The organism is Methanosarcina sp. 2.H.A.1B.4 (assembly GCF_000979385.1).
Classification (GTDB): Archaea; Halobacteriota; Methanosarcinia; order Methanosarcinales; family Methanosarcinaceae; genus Methanosarcina.
Genome location: NZ_JJOV01000032.1, coordinates 1 through 19,827 on the forward strand (window position 1 = coordinate 1; position 19,827 = coordinate 19,827).

The 19,827-nt window shown below is 39.9% G+C and carries 15 protein-coding genes; 5 read left to right on the top strand and 10 right to left on the bottom strand.

Annotated elements, in window-relative coordinates; translation table 11 throughout:
• Positions 1-1,268: 1,268 nt before the first annotated feature.
• Positions 1,269-1,409, bottom strand: a complete 141-nt coding sequence (locus tag EO92_RS17525) for a hypothetical protein (protein ID WP_156165728.1) — start codon at positions 1,407-1,409, stop codon at positions 1,269-1,271.
• A gap of 269 nt (positions 1,410-1,678) precedes the next feature.
• The gene (putP, locus tag EO92_RS05250) at positions 1,679-3,208 is read right to left on the bottom strand and encodes a sodium/proline symporter PutP (protein WP_048131951.1); all 1,530 of its coding nucleotides are present in this window, start codon (positions 3,206-3,208) and stop codon (positions 1,679-1,681) included.
• A gap of 2,027 nt (positions 3,209-5,235) precedes the next feature.
• On the opposite strand from putP, the gene EO92_RS05255 reads away from it, so the two are divergent.
• The 4 genes from EO92_RS05255 (at position 5,236) to EO92_RS05270 (ending at position 9,266) form a co-directional block, all read left to right on the top strand.
• On the top strand, positions 5,236-6,480 hold the full coding sequence (locus tag EO92_RS05255; RefSeq protein ID WP_048131952.1) for an ORC1-type DNA replication protein: 1,245 nt from the start codon (positions 5,236-5,238) through the stop codon (positions 6,478-6,480).
• A gap of 553 nt (positions 6,481-7,033) precedes the next feature.
• A complete protein-coding gene (locus tag EO92_RS05260; RefSeq protein ID WP_048131954.1) occupies positions 7,034-7,594 on the top strand; it encodes a dephospho-CoA kinase in 561 nt (186 codons plus the stop codon).
• Positions 7,595-7,835: 241 nt separating this feature from the next.
• Positions 7,836-8,315, top strand: coding sequence for an RNA-binding domain-containing protein (locus EO92_RS05265; RefSeq protein ID WP_048131956.1), 480 nt, complete (start codon positions 7,836-7,838; stop codon positions 8,313-8,315).
• Positions 8,316-8,492: 177 nt separating this feature from the next.
• The gene (locus EO92_RS05270) at positions 8,493-9,266 is read left to right on the top strand and encodes a sugar phosphate isomerase/epimerase family protein (RefSeq protein ID WP_048162196.1); all 774 of its coding nucleotides are present in this window, start codon (positions 8,493-8,495) and stop codon (positions 9,264-9,266) included.
• Between the two features lie 128 nt (positions 9,267-9,394).
• On the opposite strand, the gene EO92_RS05275 is transcribed toward EO92_RS05270, so the two are convergent.
• The 3 genes from EO92_RS05275 to EO92_RS05285 all read right to left on the bottom strand — a co-directional run bounded on the left by EO92_RS05275 (position 9,395) and on the right by EO92_RS05285 (position 12,541).
• Positions 9,395-9,904: a gamma-glutamylcyclotransferase gene (locus EO92_RS05275; RefSeq protein WP_048131960.1), complete on the bottom strand. Its 510-nt coding sequence runs from the start codon at positions 9,902-9,904 to the stop codon at positions 9,395-9,397.
• A 78-nt stretch (positions 9,905-9,982) separates the two neighbouring features.
• A complete protein-coding gene (locus tag EO92_RS05280; protein WP_048169846.1) occupies positions 9,983-11,032 on the bottom strand; it encodes an elongation factor Tu in 1,050 nt (349 codons plus the stop codon).
• 336 nt (positions 11,033-11,368) lie between these two features.
• Positions 11,369-12,541, bottom strand: a complete 1,173-nt coding sequence (locus tag EO92_RS05285) for an RNA ligase (RefSeq protein WP_048169848.1) — start codon at positions 12,539-12,541, stop codon at positions 11,369-11,371.
• Positions 12,542-12,726: 185 nt separating this feature from the next.
• Between EO92_RS05285 and EO92_RS05290 the strand changes: the two genes are divergently transcribed.
• Entirely contained in the window at positions 12,727-13,518 is a 792-nt protein-coding gene (locus EO92_RS05290; protein WP_082105962.1) for a TIGR00266 family protein, read from the top strand.
• A 178-nt stretch (positions 13,519-13,696) separates the two neighbouring features.
• Here EO92_RS05290 and EO92_RS05295 read toward each other — a convergent pair whose 3' ends face one another.
• The 5 genes from EO92_RS05295 to EO92_RS05315 form a co-directional block, all read right to left on the bottom strand.
• Positions 13,697-14,473: a CBS domain-containing protein gene (locus EO92_RS05295; RefSeq protein ID WP_200895220.1), complete on the bottom strand. Its 777-nt coding sequence runs from the start codon at positions 14,471-14,473 to the stop codon at positions 13,697-13,699.
• Between the two features lie 313 nt (positions 14,474-14,786).
• A complete protein-coding gene (locus EO92_RS05300; protein ID WP_048162172.1) occupies positions 14,787-15,632 on the bottom strand; it encodes a CBS domain-containing protein in 846 nt (281 codons plus the stop codon).
• A 390-nt stretch (positions 15,633-16,022) separates the two neighbouring features.
• On the bottom strand, positions 16,023-17,024 hold the full coding sequence (locus tag EO92_RS05305) for a CBS domain-containing protein (RefSeq protein ID WP_048169849.1): 1,002 nt from the start codon (positions 17,022-17,024) through the stop codon (positions 16,023-16,025).
• Between the two features lie 384 nt (positions 17,025-17,408).
• Positions 17,409-18,203: an HPP family protein gene (locus tag EO92_RS05310; protein ID WP_048169851.1), complete on the bottom strand. Its 795-nt coding sequence runs from the start codon at positions 18,201-18,203 to the stop codon at positions 17,409-17,411.
• A 64-nt stretch (positions 18,204-18,267) separates the two neighbouring features.
• Positions 18,268-18,897: a cyclic nucleotide-binding/CBS domain-containing protein gene (locus EO92_RS05315; protein ID WP_048169853.1), complete on the bottom strand. Its 630-nt coding sequence runs from the start codon at positions 18,895-18,897 to the stop codon at positions 18,268-18,270.
• Positions 18,898-19,827: the final 930 nt, after the last annotated feature.

Below are 19,827 nucleotides of genomic sequence, written 5' to 3' on the forward strand. Positions count from 1 at the left end.
TCGTTTTTTGTGGGGACAAAAAATAAGGAGCAATTTTAAAATCTTATTTTTATAAATGTTTGGGTAAAAACATAACTTAGAGGATTTCTACAAAGCCGATTTTTGCATACTTTTTTTATATTGCTGGAGACTGTCTAGAGGTTCTCTGTAAATGAAAAATATTGATCCTTAAATTATTAAGGATAATTTTTACCTTAAGAATTGGTTTGTTTGAGAGGGACCCCTTCATTTCTACTGGAGAGGATATTGAGAGTTTGAACAACATGTTTTTCCATGGATTTTTATAAAAACGTGTTTAAAATAATAAATTTATTTAAATACTGAAATTAAAACGATTTTATGTCTTTTAAGTCCTAATTTTTACATATTCATAACAAAGTATATATACATTTAATGTTATAACAAAACAACATTATTTTGTTCCCTTATCAAAATAAAATTACATTTTATTTTGTTCCTCCAAATCCCAAACGCGTTTCAGTGGAAACAATGGGGTCCGGGTGTTATATATACTCTCCAATGGAAATAAAGGGGTCTTGTTAATATCTTATTCTATCAGTTCAATATTTCATATAACCAATAAGACCCCTCCAGAATAAATCAATCTTGAAATTCAAGTGAAATTTTAATTTCAAAACTTCGACGAAACTTTAGTTTTTTACATTCCAATCTAAAAACCTAAATTTTAACCTTAATCTTTTCAAAAAACGTAACTTTATATCTTAATATGGAAACCAAATACTAAAAGTAAATATTTAAATACCCTAATTATAAAATTATTAAAATTACTATAATCCTAAAGTTTCTAAAATCCTAAAATTACTATAATCCTAAAATTTCTAAAATCCTAACATTTCTAAAATCCTAACATTTCTAAAATCCTAAAATTACTATAATCCTAACATTTCTAAAATCCTAAAATTACTATAATCCTAACATTTCTAAAATCCTAACATTTCTAAAATCCTAACATTTCTAAAATCCTAACATTTCTAAAATCCTGAAAATCCTAAAGTTTAATCTTCAAAATCTCGTTTTTGCAAACTTCAATTTGAAGTTTTAATCTTTTGATTGTCAGTCTTTACTTCATTTATGTTTTTTAGTAAAAAACATGAAATTATTCAAATAACAGGCAAAAAGAAATCATAGTACTTTTCAAATCATAGTATTTTCAAATAAAGTACTTTCATGCCAAAGAAATCAATAATAGTTAGCTCAAAATTCTAAAGTCTCGAAATCCTAAATTTTGTCCCTTACAGCCATAATCATCATAATAGCCATAATAGCCATAATAGCCATAATAGCCATCTTGGATCGCTTTTATCTTCTGTGTTTTTATCTTCTGTGTTTTTATCTTCTGTGTTTTTATCTTCTGTGTTTTTATCTTCTGTGTTTTTATCTTCTGACATTAGTCTGGTCTTTTAGAGTAAAAAAGTAGAGTATACAATGGAAGGAAAGATAAAAATTAAAAGCGATCAAAAAACAGTTGGTAGGAATACAAACAAGACAAAATTAAAATAGAATAAAATGCCCTGAAAAATACTCACTCTTTTTCATGCCCTTCCTTTTTTATGGGGGAAGAGACACCGCCAGCAAGCTGGCGGGGGTATTTTATAACGTATGAATTGAGAAGCAGTTCCGGGATCAAGGGAAATTTTTCTCATATCTTTTACTCAGGTCAGGTTTCGAGAGGTCCAATATCTTCTTTGTGAACAGTATTTCCATGGAGATTTATATGGTTTACGCGGTCGAATTCTTTGAGGATTTCTTCTGCAGGACCTTCCTTATCCAGAATACTGAGGAGGTAGATTGTTATGCATGAGAGGAAGAAGCCAGGGACAATTTCATATATGTCAAAAATTCCACCTGAGAGCTGCTTCCAGACGATAACGACGAGACCGCCGACAATCATTCCTCCGAGCGCTCCATTTCTGGTTGTTTTTCTCCAGAAAAGAGAGAAGAGGATAACAGGCCCAAAGGCAGCTCCAAATCCTGCCCAGGCATATGAGACCAGACCCATAACCGAGTTATTCGGATCTCTTGCTATTAGATAAGCAATTGCTGAAATACCAATAACTGCAAGCCTGCCCATCCAGACGAGCTCTTTTTCTCCTGCATCCCTTTTTACTATTATCCTGTAGATATCTTCGGTAAAGGCAGAAGCAGCCACAAGAAGCTGGGAATCAGCAGTACTCATAATAGCTGCAAGGATAGCCGCAAGGAGAATTCCTGCAATAATAGGAGTAAACGTACTGTTTACCATTACCATAAAGATAGTTTCGCTTCCTGCTTCTCCAAGAAACTCAGGATAGAGGTAAGCTCTTCCGATGATCCCGCCTGCTACCGCAAAGAACAGGGAGATAATTACCCAGACCATTGCAATAATTCTTGCCTGCTTTATTTTGTCAGGAGATTCTATGGCCATAAAACGGACCAGGATATGCGGCATACCAAAGTATCCCAGGCCCCAGGCCAGGTTTGAGATAAGGGGAATTGAACCTCCAGAAAGAGCAGTCCAGGGGTTAAGCAGCTGCGGATCTATACTCTTAATCAGGCTTACAGTCGACTCATAACCTCCCATTCCCTTTAAGGCTGCAAGGGGCACGAAAACAATGGCGCAGACCATTAGCATGCCCTGGAAAAAGTCAGTCCAGCAGACAGCCATGAAACCTCCAAGAAATGTATAGCTAATAATTACCAGTGCGCCGATAAGAAGAGATTGTTGATATGGAATTTCAAATACAGTATTGAAAAGCTTTCCACCTGCTACAAGTCCTGAGGAAGTGTAAAGCAGGAAAAAGACCAGAATCAGAATAGATGAGATAATTCTCAAAGCATGGCTTTTGTCTCTGAACCTGTTTTCAAAGTATACAGGAATGGTAATGGAATCTCCTGCAATCTGGGTATATTGGCGCAATTTTTTTGCAACGAATTTCCAGTTCAGGTAAGTTCCAGCAGCTAGCCCCACTCCTACCCAGATAGATTCCATTCCTGACAGGTAAGCATATCCCGGCAATCCCATTAGCAACCAGCCGCTCATATCCGACGCCTGCGAACTCAGCGCAGTAACCCAGCTGTTTAGCTTTCTTCCTCCTAAAATATAATCCGCAAGATTCTCCGTTTTCCGATAATAGAGAACTCCGATAGCGATCATAAAAAGCAGATATACTGCGAAAACAAGTACAATACTAAAATTATCTGATACCATTATTTAACTCCAGTTTTTTAGTAAACTCCAGTTTTTTTAGTGAACTCCTTTTTTTGGTGAACTCCAGTTTTTTAGTAAACTCCTTTTTTTGGTGAACTCCAGTTTTTTAGTAAATTTCTTGTAAGCTTCTTATATCTAACAAACATCCTGTGTTTTCACAGGTTCCATTATCTTACAGATCTCTGTCCTAATAGCTGTAGATAAGTCATTTTTTACAGTTAACGTTACTTTCGCTCAGATTACTTCCACTAAGTTACTTTCATCTGTAAATTTGCTAGTTACAGTGATTCTGTCGGTAGCTATTTTCAGAGAAGTATATTATTTATAACATAATTTTATTTTATGCTATTTATTCTATGGGCAATAATTCATAGCAGTTTTATATTACTATTTTGTTATCCAGACATTATAAACGGTTCGTTTTATTTCGGCGCGTTGGAAAAAATTATAGAAAGTATTGCCATTTTCGATTTATTTTCAAAAATTCTTTTTTAACTTAAGTCGATAAGTGAAATTGCAGTAAAAAATTATTAAATCAACAATTCTAAAAACCAATCAACAATTCTAAAAACCAATCAACAATTCTAAAAACCAATCAACAATTCTACTAATAAATCTTTAAAAAACAATAGGACTTTGAAAAACATGCTATTTGAATAATATTTATAAGTTGCTACATACACATAGCCAATTTTTTATGTATCTACACTCTATAAATATAGTTACTTTTGCTGTATGTCCCTTATTTTCAGTTAGACTGTATTTATTTCTTAAGCAACAGTTTTGTTATCGACGATCTTATTTACATCAAAACTGTTTTTATTTTTAACACATCCACTTTCGTTTTAGCATGGCTGTTTGTTTCCCTCACATTATTATTTTGTGCTAAATATTTTTTATCATTCATTGGAAGTAAAGGGGTTCAAAATTTTCCTATATTCTTCCATGCGAAAAAGGGGCTTTAAATTTGACCTTCAGGGGTGCTGGAATTGTAAACCTCTTATTTTTTTAAAACTGAGTTTTGTGATATCGTTTTCTTCAGGGCGTCTTTAAGGTAAATATTAGTTCCATTGGAAATGCAGGGTACTTTACCATAACTATTAATACCGTGTACTTCCATTGCATCTACTGCAAATATGCCGTGAAATCAAATGTTTATATATAAATTTCATCTAAAATTTTGGGTAAAGAATATCCCGATTACAGGTTCTATCAGGGCTTAAGAGATGATTTAAAGTGCGTAACTCACTCTCCAGTTTATCCCCCGCATGTTGAAAATAAAAAATTCAGGCATTAACTTTAAGAAACATGCATTTATCTATCCATCTCCCCTTTGTGAATCTCTCATCCATAAGGTTTGACTTATCAAAATTATACTAAACAACAAACCAGGTTTCAAGAATTACTGAGAATCAAGAGGGACAGACACTTTGAAAATTAACAATTGCGCCTTTACATATATCTTTTCCATGTCTGGGTGATATTATGTCTGAATATATTTAGTCTAATATATTCTGTCTGGATAGTGTTCTGAGTTTTCAATATACTAACTTCGAAATAATGAAATTGGTTCAAAAACTCTTTCAAAGTCTGGATTTAAATGTTTGCAGTTTTCTCTCTCATCTGTATCCATGAAAAATTAGTGATATGATTCCTTAAGCAGGACTTTCAATTATTTAAACTTGACACAATAATTGGGGCTGAAAAACAGGACTTAAAACTAAAAAAATTATAGCTCAACGACTTAAAACTAAAAAAATTATAGTTCAAAAATTAAGACTGAAAATGAAACTCAAAAATCAAGATTAAAATATGGAACTGTAATAATAAAACTGAAAATTTAAAATTAAATAAGGAAAAAGGCGTGTATGAACTCATAAAGCGTGCAGAAACTCCTTACCTTCTTTAATTAATTCTTAACTTTGCATACTCTATCTGTGTATTAAACCGTACATATTAATTGTCCATATAATCCATCTTAATCCGTTGCATCTGTATATTATAATTTTTATACGAGAGGGTCATTCATGATAAAAGCTCAATCATTAGACGGCTTATTCGAAAAATTACTTGACGGAAAGTCAATTTTTAAAAACAAAGAGGTTCTTCGTCCTTCTTATACACCGGACCTGTTATTACACAGGAACGAACAGATAAACAGTCTTGCAACTATTCTGGTTTCTGCACTCAGGGGAGAGACCCCTTCCAATGTCCTGATTTACGGGAAAACAGGGACAGGAAAGACTGCAGTGACAAGATATGTAGGAAAGGAGCTTGAAAGGGTAAGTGAAGACAAGTCCGTTTTCTGCTCTGTTGTTTATATTAACTGTGAGGTAATCGATACTCAGTACAGGCTTCTTGCAAACCTTGCCAGGCATTTCGAAGAAGAGGTCCCTATGACCGGGTGGCCCACGGACCAGGTCTTCATGAAATTTAAGGAAGCAATCGATGCAAGAGATCAGGTTATTATCATCATTCTGGACGAAATTGATAAGCTGATTAAGAAAGGTGATGATGTCCTCTACAACCTTTCAAGAATCAATACCGACCTCAAAAAAGCCAAGGTCAGCATGATTGGGGTTTCCAACGATCTCAAATTTACAGAGTTTCTGGACCCCAGAGTCAAAAGTTCTCTGGGCGAAGAGGAACTGATCTTTCCGCCTTATGATGCCGAGCAGATCAGCGATATCCTGAAGCAAAGGGCAAAAATGGCTTACAACGACGGAGTACTGGGCGAAATGGTAATCCCGCTCTGTGCAGCCTTTGCAGCCCAGGAACACGGTGATGCCCGCCGGGCACTTGACCTTCTGCGTGTTTCAGGAGAAATTGCAGAGAGAGAAAACCAGCCGCAAGTTCTCGAAGAACATGTAAGGCGTGCGCAGGAGAAGATCGAAATCGACCGTGTAGTAGAAGTCGTGCGGACTCTCCCCACCCAGTCCAAGCTTGTTCTCTACAGCATCATCCTGCTCAGGAACCGGGGAAGAGAAGGCAAGAACATCACAACCGGTGAGATGTATAATGTCTACCGCCAGCTCTGTCATCATATTGACGTGGATATCCTTACCCAGCGCAGGGTCACCGACCTGATGTCAGAACTTGACATGCTGGGCATAGTGAATGCCGTGGTAGTAAGCAAGGGCCGTTACGGAAGGACAAAAGAAATTTCGTTGAGCGTTCCTGTGGAAAACACTCGCAAAGTACTTCTTGAAGATTACAGGCTCAAACCTCTTGTAGATTTCAAAGCTTCCGTCTTCAACAAGATGTTCTCATAAAGCCCGGATTATCTTCCTTATCCGGCCTTTCTTTTTTATCCTGCCATTTTAACCCGTTCTTAAAATGTACTCACAAAGACTCTTCCTTTTGATTTCCCTGGTTTATTACGGAAAAACTTTTTCCCATTATTTTCTTTCCAGAAGCTTTTCCTCCAATCTTTCAGAAAATAGCCTCAGCTTTTCAGGAAATAATATATATGATCCTGTGGTTTGACTAGGATCGTATCATAATTAATATGTCATATAGATCTATATTATTCAAGTTCCCATATTATTCAAGTTCCATATTATTCAAGTTCCATATTATTCAAGTTCCATATTATTCAAGTTCCATATTATTCAAGTTCCATATTATTCAAGTTCCATACTATTCAAGTTCCATATTATTCAAGTTCCATATTATTCGAGTTTCTACCAGAGTTAATGATCCGAATTTGCTAACTCGAGTTTCTATTGAGATTCTAATTGAGATTTCTATTGAGGCTTCTACTCAAATTTATAGTTCAATCTTATAACTCAAATCTAAGGATTCAGGTTTAAAAGGTAATTTTTGATGAAAATAATAGCGTTTGTAGGCATGCCAGCTTCGGGAAAATCCGAAGCTTCCAGGATTGCTGCTGAGATGGGCATTCCTGTTATTATTATGGGTGATGTGATCCGGAAGGAAGTACTGAAGCGTGGGCTTGAACCCAACGATTCCAATACCGGAATGGTTGCAACGGACCTTCGCAAGTGTGAAGGCATGGATGCTGTTTCCAGGCGCTGCGTTTCTCAGATCAGGGAAGTAGGCTCGGAACTTGTAGTTGTTGACGGTGTGCGCGGGATTGCCGAAGTGGAGTTCTTCAGGCAGGAATTCGGAAAAGGTTTTGTCTTGATTTCCATTTACGCTCCCATTGAGATTCGATTTTCCAGGGTCCAGAAGAGAGGCAGAAGCGATGATATGAACAGTATCGAAGGCCTTCGCCACAGAGACGAACGAGAACTCAGCTGGGGCATGGGAGAAGCTATAGAAGCCTCTAATGTGGAAATCGAAAACAATTCCACTCTTGAAGCCTTCAGAAAAGATGTTGTTGAGGTTTTGGGGAACTATTCAGGATCACGCCCGGAAAAATAACATTTCAAGAACAAATCTTACATGATAATGTTCAAGAATAAACCCGGAAAAATAACATTTCAAGAACAAATCTTACATGATAATGTTCAAGAATAAACCCGGAAAATAACGTTTTAAGAACAGATTCAATAGACTAATTTCTCTGAAGATAGTAAGTCATTTCTGTTGAACAGTGTCAAAAATGCAATTCAACTGAATACTTTCCGGAACAATCATATTGAGATTATAGTGGAGTAAATTTATGATCAGTGTAAAGATTTCAGCACCTGTATATCCTACGGAAGACCTTGAAAAGGTCATTAAAGCCATTTCAGTTCTTTTTACGGGAATAGAACTTCAAAAAGAAACTATTGACTCAACGGAATCTGAAAAAGAAGTTTCTCCTTCTTTTCTTCTTACCGGAGAGGGGGGACTTGATCTCCTGTTTAATCTGCACGGACTTATTCGCAGGGAAAAAATTATAGACAGTCTCCGTAACAAGGCTTTCAATAAAGGATTATCCCGGGAAGGGCTTTTAGTTCGTTTTTTGCTCAACAAGCAAGCAGCTTTTGTTGGAGTTCCAAGTGTTCCTGCTGAAGAAGGATCTTTGGGAGCCATTAAAGTCGTTATCAGGGCAGACTCTCCTGAGGAGATGGAAAGGCTCTTTGAGTGGCTCTTACCTCTCACCGAAGAAGGGGTGCCGGTTGTCGAAGTGGGAATGGACTATGTGGAAAGGGGCTGAAATCTCAAAGTTTAGTTAATTACGAAGTTTAGTTAATTACGAAGTTTAGTTAATTATATTTCAATTCCCGCCCCAAGTTTATGTTAATCAGGGATGTATTAAAAGGGATTATTTAAAAAGGGCTGAATTGAAAAGGATGAATTAGAAGAGACGAAGTAAAAAGGATGAATTGTCACCATGCAGCTGGATAGAATCAGTTTTTCATCGCGTGCGGTCGTTGAAGATCCTTTTAAATGGGCATACACGCTCGAAGACTATGGGTATACTGGCTGGGAGATCGTACAGGAAGGATCCCAGTGCCTGAGCAGCAAGACCTTTCAGAACCTGAAGAATATTTATGATACCACCAGCCTGGAACTTACCCTGCATTTGCCTTTTTCTGATATGAACCTCGCAGGCCTTAATGACTCAATCCGTGCAGAAGTCCTCAGGCAGATGAAGAACTACCTTGCCCTTGCCTCGAACTATGTCAATCTGGCTGTGGTACATCCCGGATATCTTTCACCTTATGGGGTACAGGTTCCGCAGCAAGCCTATATGACAAACCTTGCCTCTATCCGGGAATTATGCGACTTTGCAGCAGATTTCGGGATCCTTGTGGCTGTTGAGAATATGCCCGATTTCCCAAAGATTTTTGGCAAATACCCCGATGAAATGCAGGAAATGTTCGATGCTGTCGGGAGCCACAACGTGGGGTTCACCTTCGATGTAGGGCATGCCAACACCGTGGGGCTTGTAGACGAATTTCTGGATCAACTGGGAGAGAGGATATCCCATGTTCACATCCATGACAATATGGGCAAAAAAGATGAACATCTCCCTCTCGGAGAGGGTACTGTAAACTGGAAACAGGTTATGGAGAAGCTCTCAAACTATAAGGGAATTTTTGTTACCGAAATGGCTTCAGTCGAAGAAGGGATCAAAAGCCTCGAGTTCTTAAGAAAGCTGTGAGTTCCCTGTGGCTTTTTTACTTGTCGCCTTTTCTTCTCAGCTCTTACCGCCATTTCTCTTTAATTCTTGCTTAATTTTCTCTTTAATTTTTGCTTAATTTTCTCTTTAATTTTTGCCTCATTCCTTTTTCAGGTCTTCTCTTTCAGTTCTTTCTCTTTAAGGTAATGGGTCCAATCTCCATGCCCTATTATTTCAGCTTCGGGTTTTTCATCGTAGACATAGATAAAACCCCGAATTTTCTGATTTTCGATTTCAAGGTCCACATATTCTCTGTGGTACCCCCCGAAAAGCTCCATATAATCAATGGATTTTGCAACTTCAAGCTGTTTTCCGGAAAACCTGCGAACCTCTGCAACCACCGAGCAGCCTTCAGAGGGATATATTCCGGGATAAGGGCCCAGAGAGTAGAGTGCATATCCGCTGACTTTTGTAGTCCCAAGGAATTCCGACCTGTTCTGGAGATCAAAGCGCCGGCTGTTGTATAGCCCGTTTCGCAGGCTGCCGTAAAGTGCCATTACGATCTCTTCGCCTTCCGCCCTTTCGTATGAGCGCTGCCAGCAGATGTTTCGGTGGAAGGTGTTCCCGTAAAGGGTTTTGTCCTTCCCTGAGGTTATGTATTCCCCTGAGCCGTTTTCCATGGCATATCCCTTTTACACTCGGTTTTAAACTCGGTCTTAAACTCGGTCTTAAACTTGGTCTTAAACTTAGTCTCAAACTTATTTCAAAAAGCCGTAAGCTGCAAGGCGCTGGGTCAGATCAAGGTTTGAAAGCAGAAAACGGTCTTCTTTGCTGTAGGCAACCTTTTTGTTTCCTGAAAGTTCCAGCACGCAGGTAGTGCCTGGCTTTGCTTCCTTTGCTTCCTTTCCGTCAACCAGGATTTTCTCAACGCGCACAGGTTCGGACTGAAGTCCCACAAAGAGGTGAAGCACACTTTCTGGCTCTATCTTTTTCGTGAATTTTGAGATCGCACATTCCAGAACGTAGTCAGTGGTTACGTTTTCTTTATCAGAAATTATGAAGCCTCTTTCTATATCTTTGGCCTGGACATTTTTCAGGCGCATGCCAACTCTTGTGCCTGTCGGGGCGCTGTCGATGTCAACGTCATGGCTCTGGATTGATTTAATTTCGATTTCCCTGTCCAGTGGAAAAATTTTGGTTTTATCTTTTTCTTTTGAGATTCCCTGTTTGACAACTCCGAGAACGACACATCCTTTGCCCTTCACATCGAAAGCGTGGTCTATAAAGATTCTTGCAGGCAGGCTGTTAAGTTCTGCATGTTCTACTTCTATTTTCTCTGCCATCTCATTTATTCTGGCTTTAAGGTCGTCCACGCCTTCAAAGGGGTTCTTTGCGCTTTTGTTTGTGTTCAGGGAGATACATTCCCAGTTCTGGAGTGCGGTTCCTGCAGTGATTACCTTTAGTTTTGCCTTAAATTCATCAATTGCATGCATGTTGGTGCTGTCCGACTTTGTCAGGGCAATAATTCCATGTTTAAAACCGAGCAGGTCCAGTGCAATGATACATTCCCCGGTATGGGCGTCCAGGCCCTGAGGGATGCACAGGACTGTTATATCGGAAATATTCAGTACTGTGACAAGGGATTTCAAGGTTTTCGGATAGCTGTGAGCATCCACAAAAACCATATTCTTGCCTTCCTTCTCGTTGTTGTACATCGTTATATCGGAAACTGTTCCTTTTTTCCCGAGGTTTGCGGCAAGGGAAGTCCTGCCACTTTTTTCTGTCCCTATAATTGCAACGTTTACCATTGTGAGTCCCCTTTTCTGAATCAATGCTATTTATGGAGTCTTTCCAGACCCTTCGAATTTGTGTTGAATGTAAGGATTAATTGAACCTTAATGTTTCTCAGGCAACAGATTTTTGAAATTCGCAACTCTCTTTAAAGCTGCACTGTTTAGACTATGGCTTTCGCTAACTTTGTATCTGTCACTGGTATTAATATACTGTAATATATTTCTTTTCGCACTGTTCCCAAGAAAATCAATCAAGAAAAAGAAAAGTGATTAACAAAGAAAAACAAGCAGAAAAAAGAAAAAAATCAATCAAGAAAGCCAAAAATAGGTTTTATGGCCAGGTGAACACTGTCACCAGACCTCTCCTTCCCAGATCGCCTGAGTTTTATCATTGGTGCTCTTATTTATTTTTTTTATAATTATAAGATACTCGTTTCCTATCGGTTGCGGTTCTTCAAAAATCGTATCAATTCCAAGCCTTTTCAGATAATTCTCAAATTCTGCGGCGGTTTTAAGGTCCTTTACCCTGATTCTGGCTTCTTCATAGAGCCTCTGACCATTCTTTACACTCCGGATTGACTCTCTTAGGGGGTTAAGGATGCTTTCCCCAAGCTGCATAAAGCGCTTTTTGAACTCGGCTTCATTTTCATCCCATTCTACCGTCTGGAAACCTTCTCTAACAATTCTGGAGAGCATATAGTCCCTGCCCGCTTCATTGTAGAACTTGAAGGCATGCCTGAGGTCAGAGCAGTTGCTCTGGGATGAAGTATATTTCAGTGGGGCAAGAACCATTTCAGGGTCCTTTATCACCACGCCTTCATGTTCTTTTTCCCCAAGTGTCCGGATGATTTTTGCAATTTCTTCAGCGGCTGTTTTCAGGGAAATTTCTCCAAAGGATCGAACTTGCAGAAAGTCGTATTTTTCCAGAATTTCATGTTTTCTTGCTATGGAAAGAGGGTTGCCGCTATTCTTCTCTCGGATATCGAAGATGTAGAACTCCACGGATTCGATACCATAGATTTCTTTTGGAACATAAGGATTGTCAGGACCCAGTATCTCTCCATAAAGTACAAGCTCAGGAAAGTCGTCAAAAAATCTCAGGTCAAGCTTCTCTTTTGCCCTTTCAGTCGTGTAAGGGCAGACATAGCCGCTCCGGGTGATTGCCAGGATCTCGCCTTTTACGTTTGCTACCCTGACATTATACCCGTTCATTTTTTCTTCAACAGTTACCTTTTCAAGCCCGCTGAAATGTTTTTTAAGCGTGGGGTCCAGTACCATGGCTCTCCGGATCTTAGGAAAACCCATTATTACTTCAAACGAATCATCTTTTTCGTAAAGCACTGTTCCCCTTTCTATACGTGAAATCTCTTTGTCGAAGCGGAAAAGGTAGTCATGCTTTCCCCAATTCCTGGCAAGATAATTTTTTTCAAAAAGGTGTTGAACTCTCCCTTCATCAAACTCCAGGTAGTCAACCAGTCGCGCAACAAAGTCAGGATCAATTTCCCCATTTTCCCCTTTATTCATATTTGTTTATCTGTGTTCAGGCATGAAATAAGTTATCATTCCCAGAGTGAGTTTCAGGACAGGTCAGGCTAATAAGGAATCAGCTGGTTTGTAAAGAATAATCCAATTTCTCAAAAATCTTTTTAAGTATGCAGCTTCTAATCTCTTCCGTACTTAAATTTTAATGTAAGCCAGGAGACTACAAAATGGCTGACGATATCGACTACGAGATTATTGGCAACGACATGCAGATCGTTGAAATTGAGCTTGACCCCGGCGAGGCTGTTCAGGCAGAGGCTGGGGCTATGGCGTATATGGGGCCCGGAATCCAGATGCAGACAAGTATGGGCAATGAAGGCGGCGGGCTCCTGGGAGGCTTGAAGAAGGGACTGAAAAGAGCCCTGACAGGGGAGAGTTTCTTTATTACAAGCTTTACACACAAAGGCTCCGGAAAAGGGCATGTGGCCTTTGCGGCTCCGTATCCGGGCAAGATTCTCCCCCTTGACCTTGGCAAGTTTGGAGGCAGCATTCTCTGCCAGAAGGATGCTTTTCTCTGTGCTGCTCGCGGAATAGAAGTGGAAGTAGCTTTCACCCGCAAGCTCGGAGCAGGGCTTTTCGGTGGCGAGGGTTTCATTCTTCAGAGGCTGCGGGGTAACGGCCTGGCCTTTGTCCATATCGGAGGCACAGTGATTAAAAAAGATCTGGCTGCAGGCGAGACTTACCACGTTGACACGGGCTGTGTGGCAGCTTTTACTGAAACAGTGAATTACGATATAACCTGGTCAAAGGACTTTAAAAATGCCCTCTTTGGCGGGGAAGGAGTTGTCCTTGCTACTCTGACAGGTCCCGGCACTGTGTACATGCAGAGTCTGCCCTTCTCGCGCCTTGCTGACAGAATCTATGCAGCTTCAGCTTCCAATCAGCATAGGGGAGAACAGACCGGTATTGGTGGAAGTGACATCCTCGGCGGCCTTCTTGGAGGAGACAGGTCATTCTAAAACAGAAATAAATGCTAAGTAGCCGCAGGTACGCGAAAACTGATCACGGATAAAACAGGAAATATTAAAGTTAATAAAAACCGATCACGGATAAAACAGGAAATATTAAAAGATCAGGAAGGCCTGTCCCTCAAGGGGCAGACCTTTTTCTTTCCCTCTCTTTTTTCCATCTAAGATTTTATTCCTGGATTGTGTTTACGACATTCCTGCGTGCGAGGAAACCGACCAGTTCTTCTTCCAGATTAAGGACAGGGACACCTCCGACATTGTGTTCCAGCATGGTATTAACTGCATCTGAAAGGGGGGTGTTGGTGTACACACTGACTACACTGCGGGTCATAATGTCTCCAACAAGCAGATTTTTGATTCTGGAGTCCTGCTGGTTGTCAGCTACCAGGTCCCTGAAAGAGCGCATCGCAAAAGCGATGTCGTCTTCTGCAACAATTCCTACAAGCTTTCCATTTTCAATTACCGGCAGTCTTCCCACATCCTCATCAAGGATAAGGTGTCTGGCGTGGCTTACACGGTCTGAGGGGCTGACAGTGATCGGGTTTTTTTCCATAACTTCCCCGGCAAAGCCTGTGAAACGATTTGCTTTCATAAATTCCTGTGGGGTCACCCAGCCCATTGCGTTTCCATTATCAGTGACAATGATAACGCCTCCGTTCTTTTTAATCAGGGTGAGGGCATCTTTAACATCGGTATCTGGCAAAACCCTTACAAAGTTGTCGGATACGGCTGTTGCAACATGCAAAGAGGATGCAGGTTTGCTCAGTTTCCTGCGAGTTCCGAGTTGCTCTGTCAGACTTCTCATGGTTAGTACACCGAGCACCTGGTTGTCATGCACTACCAGCAGGCGCTTTGTATCCTTTTTTTCCATGAGATCAAGGGCGTGAGATATGGTGTCTGACTTATCAATCTTGTGTGGTTGTACCATTATGTCTTTAACTTGCATGCATTTCACCTCATGCGTATCCAGAGTTTTAGTTTCAATTTTTCGCAACTTTCGTTTTTACAGACCTTAATGCATCTGTTTTTCCAAATTTCTGTTTCGCATCCTTCTTTTGCTTTCAGCCATCCTTTTCTGTTCCTTTTTTGCCGTACATACCTCCGTACCATATGTGCTTTCGTGAACTTGCTGTTATAGTTAGTTGCTATAGTTCGTTACTATAGTTAGTTACTATAGTTTATTACTTCTTACCTTTTTAAAGGTACTTTGCTCTCTTTTATGTTCAATTTTTACTGGATTCTATTTCTTAATCCACTTTTCAGAGCACGGATTTCATAATGTCTGTCCTGCTAATTATTCCTACTATTTCTTCACCATCGCTGACAGGCAGGGCCGTTACCTCTTCTTCAATCAATTGTTTTGCAGCAGCGCTAATTTTCTCGTTTACATCAATGGATATTATTGGAGAAACCATGATGTCTTCCGCTGTTAAAGGCACTTCTTTTACATATCTGTAAGTTTTCTGACCTCCAGGTGAAGACTTCCGGGCCAGCTTGATGCTTTTTGTTGAAAGTTTGCCTTCGTTATCAGTTAAGAGGTTTAAGGCAAGGCTTCTTTTTGAGATTATTCCCACAGGTTTTCCTGCATCGTCTTTAACGATCACTCTTTCGATCTCGTTTTTGTTCATTTCGTCTATCACATGGTTGATTGTGTGGTGTCTGTGAACAGAAACGACATCTTCCGTCATCAGTTTGGGGATCCTTGTATCTATTTCTTCCGAATGTTCAGCAACATAGCGCACGATATCTGTCCTGGTGACAATACCTACGATATTGTTTTTTACCACCGGAATGTCATGCACTCCGTTCTCAAGCATTAAGGCGGCTGCCTGGGAAATGGAGGCTTCGGGATAGATGGTGATTACGGATTCTGTCATCAGCAGCTTTATAGGGATCTGGTCTATCGGCCTTCTCCTCCATAGAGGTTCGGCTTGAGCCAGGCGGTTTCCTATATCTGATTTCGTGACAATTCCCACCATCTTGTCCTCGTTCAGGACAAGCAACGTACTGATTTTGTGCCTTAACATCAGATTTCTTGCATATGACACGGGTTCATCTACATTTACAATGTACACAGGTGAACTCATGATGTCCGCCACATTCATGAAATACCTCCTTCATTTTTACAATATATAAGTATTAACAATTATAGTTTTTGAATTAAACGTAAACTTTACAATTTTCAGCTGTAAATCTCGATATTTTACATAACTTCTGTCTATTTCCTGTAAGTCTTGTAGAAGTACAGATTAATTGGGAAGTATCGGGCAGTTAGAAGACATCTTCCGAATCTCTGTTTTAAGACCAGCTGCGCTCCGAGATACCAGAGAAATCTAGAATACAGAGTTTATTCTGGTCTGTCCAGCCAAGAAGTTTGCCTCCTTTCCCAAACTCTTTAAAGCGTGCCCGGATATTTTCCATATCTTTTCCGGGCTTTAGTCTGGCTTATTTAGCTCTGTTTCGGTTTAGCAGAAGTTTTATTCCAAAACTTCTGTTTAAAATTCAAACCCTCTCAGGAAATCGCTCTCTGTAATAATACCGCGCAGCATTCCATCTTCCAGAATCGGAAGTGAGCCTATCTTTTTCTTGAGCATGATTTCCATAGCTTTTCCCATATCTGTGCCAGGGCTGGTCCAGATCAGTTCTTTTGAAACAATAGAGCCTACAGGCTGGTCCAGAGCCTCATGAATATTTCCTGTTGTCAATTTGCTGAATGCATCCCCTCTTCCAAGGAAATGGACAATATCGGAGGCAGTGACTATTCCCGCAAAGATTCCGTCCTTTACTACAGGAAGTCTTCGGAATCTGTTCTGTACCATTACTTTTGCTGCATGTCCGATGGACGTATCTGTTGTTACCATTGTGACATTTTTGGTCATATATTCATCAACAGTTTTGTTTGTCACAATCCCCCCCATCAGTTCCACGGCATTTCTTTCGGTAAAGATGGCGATGACCTGCATTTCATCATTTACTATCGGCAGGCCTCCGGTCCTCCTTTCAAGCATTGTTGTAATGGCCTCTTTAAAATCTGCCTGGTCATCGATGTACGCAACATCAGTTTCCATAATCTGTCGTACTTCTTCGTTTATTGCAGCCAAAAGGTTGCCTTTGAAACGGTTTTCGACAAGAAGGTTCCTACTGCCGCCTCCCAGGAAATCGATGATATCAACAGAAGTAACGACTCCTTCCAGCCTTCCTGTTCCCGCGTCTGTGATCGGAATACGCCTGAATCTTCTTTCAGTCATAATCCTAACTGCGTCCATGATGGTTGCAGTGGGAGGGAGGGTTACTACATCCCTTGTTGCCAGGGCAAGAATTCTTCCTTCATGTTCCGCAATGCGGGACTTGAAACTTGGGCCTATTCTCATTGTGCCCATGCTGCTGACCATGTGCGGGTCTTTCTGTTGCGCTTTTTTGCCTGACTTGTTCAGGTTTGGCTGAACATTCATTTTTTCGACTGGTACAAATGTCTTATTTTTGTTCAATAGGATCACCGAATCGAGTTGCAGTTAATTGCTTTTTTCATCTTCCGTTTTTCCTCTACCCGCATTTTGCAGGAATTTATCCATTGAGCCCAATTCATATTTTAGCAGACTCATGGTTAACTGTTGGAAACAAACAAACCTTAAAGCAATCTTCTCTCGAATCTTTCTGAACACTTACTTTTGTTTGTCAATCTGTACTCTCTATTAATTGTAATCTTCATTAATTATAATCTTTAATCATTATAATCCTTTTGCGCGAGAACCTGTCTATTACCTTTCATGCAATTTGTGATAAGTTATGTGACCGGTTTCACTATTCCACTGGAAACTTCTTTCTGAAAAGGGTTAAAATGTCATTAAAGACATTTAGATAATCGGCTCTCTGCCTAAGGATTACTCAGACCACACGTTGGCGATGGATCCCAGAAGGTCCTGCCTGTCAACGATTCCGGATATTTTGCCCTGTTCATTTACTACAGTAACTCTTCCGATATCATGCCGAATAATCATTTCAATCGCACTCTTTACGGAATCGTTCTCTGAAAGAGTATATGCAGGAGTTGACATAATCTTTTCAACTTTAGGACTTTCGTTTGGCCTTGTTGCCCGTTCGTCTTCTACGGACCTTCTCAAAATGCCTGATTTAATTATATCCCTTCTTGTTATCATCCCGATTGGATCGCCTTTCTTTGAAACTACTGGAATACCGGTATAATCCGTCTCTATCATATAATTCCAAATCTTGGAGACCCTTTCATCCGGCAAACAGGTTTCGACTTTTTTTGTCATAACCGTTTCTATGGTCTTCGAAACACTTTTGGGAAGTTCCACTTTTTTGAGAATATCAACGTCACTCAGGACACCTACAACCGTATGGTCTGTTGTTGATTTAACAACCGGAACCCTGTTCTGTTTCGATTGCACCATCAATTTTGCAGCTTTCACAACATCCATATCCGGAGTGACTGTCGGGGATTGCCTTGCATATCCACCCACCGTGACATCCGAGCGAGTGGACGTAATCCTCATGATATCCTGATCATTCAGCATTCCCACAAGCCTGTTTCCCTCATCAACAACAACAAGACCTCGAAGTAAGTAATCACGCATCAGTTGACGGGCATGAGTTATGAAATCTCCTTCTTTGACACTTACAGCCCCAACTGTCATAATCTCGCTGACGTTCATAGTTTACCTCCCTGCGCTTTCGTTAAGACAGATAATTTGAAAGTCGAGATTTCAAGCTCGTGATTCATTCGTAACTCTCCCCTTCTGCTTGCCGACAGTTTTCGCATAAGTATCTGCCGTCCACTAATTTCAGGTCTACTGAATGATAAGAACAGGATTCACATATTCCTGTACTGAAGTCTTCTTCAATCTCCCCAATTGAAGGAACGGAGAGGAGAGCTTCCCGGTTCATATCAATAAGATCCTTGAGTATGGTACTGAGTCCGGGTGTTACCATCAGAATATCGGTATTTGAAATCACTCCTATTATTGTACCGTTTTCCAGGACTGGTAGCCTTTTAATATTGGCTTTCAACATAATTTCGGAAGCTTTTACGACACTTGTCTCAGGTTCCACGGTTAACAGCGGGGTGGAGAGGATTTTGCTTGCATTTACTTCACCTGGTTTTCTGTCCTCTGTAACGATTCCCTTCACAAGGTCCCTTTCAGTTATGATCCCCATGGCCTTTTCGTTTTCTGTAATAATTACGCTTCCGACATCGTGTTTGACCATTTCCCTTGCAATGGCAGGAATATCTGTGTTAATGTCCATTGTGATGACTGTTTTATTCATCACTTCAGCAACCGAGACCTCCCTCTCAATTTCTCTGTTGTGAATATCAGTACCTGGTTCCCCTTCAGGTTCATCAACCATTAACTGCCGATCCCCCTTTATTCTTTCAGCATCCCAAACCCCGGCAAACTCACTATTAAAATCTCTTCAGTTTTTCAATTTCCCATGGAAAAATATTCCAGATCCCTTTAAACTTCCCCTTTTTATACAGATCTGGAGTGAAATCCTGAAAAGCCGGTGTTCCGGTAAGCTTTCCGTTCAAATATTTCTTCAGGCGCGTTTCCCTTTAAAGGTCTTTCCCGCACTTCTAAGACCTTTTTATAACACTCATTATATACGAGTCAATAGTACATAATGATAACGGCATTTCTTTTTTTTTGTAAATACTAGAATTTACATAAAGTGGGCGCAGAAACCGTTTTTGAGGCCTAAGCCGTCGATTTCTTCACGAAAGGTTTACGAAAGTCCGGCAGGAATTTTTTTATGACCCCCTCATTTCCACTGGAACTTTTTGCTTAGAATGATAAATATCGCGGCTTCTTGAAAAAACATCAGGGAGAAGCCGCAGAAGAGAAATCTATCTTAGAAAAAAGCTTTATACAGAATAAATTATTCTGAATTATATTTATAATGCTATTGGTTTTTTTCACAGGAAATTTTTCAGACCCCTATATTTCCACTGGAACCAATTTTCTCATTTTTTATCCGCAAATTTCCGGATTTAAAATTGCTAATAGTTTATGTAAAGAGTAAAACAGAGAAAATAGAAATTAGATCGCAAGTAAAAATGCAAAAACTGGATAAAAGGTAAAATAAAAATTCAGACAAAATTTAGTAAAATCCAGACAAAAACTGAAATGAATAAAACCAAATAGAATCCGATAATTATTCAACGAAGAGCATATATGCACAAGTGAACTACCACTCAGCTAAAGACTGACTGGCTTCTCGGGTCATCCCTTCCTCTATTGAGGACAAGTCACGCGAGCTCAACCCTGCGTCCCGCAGGTG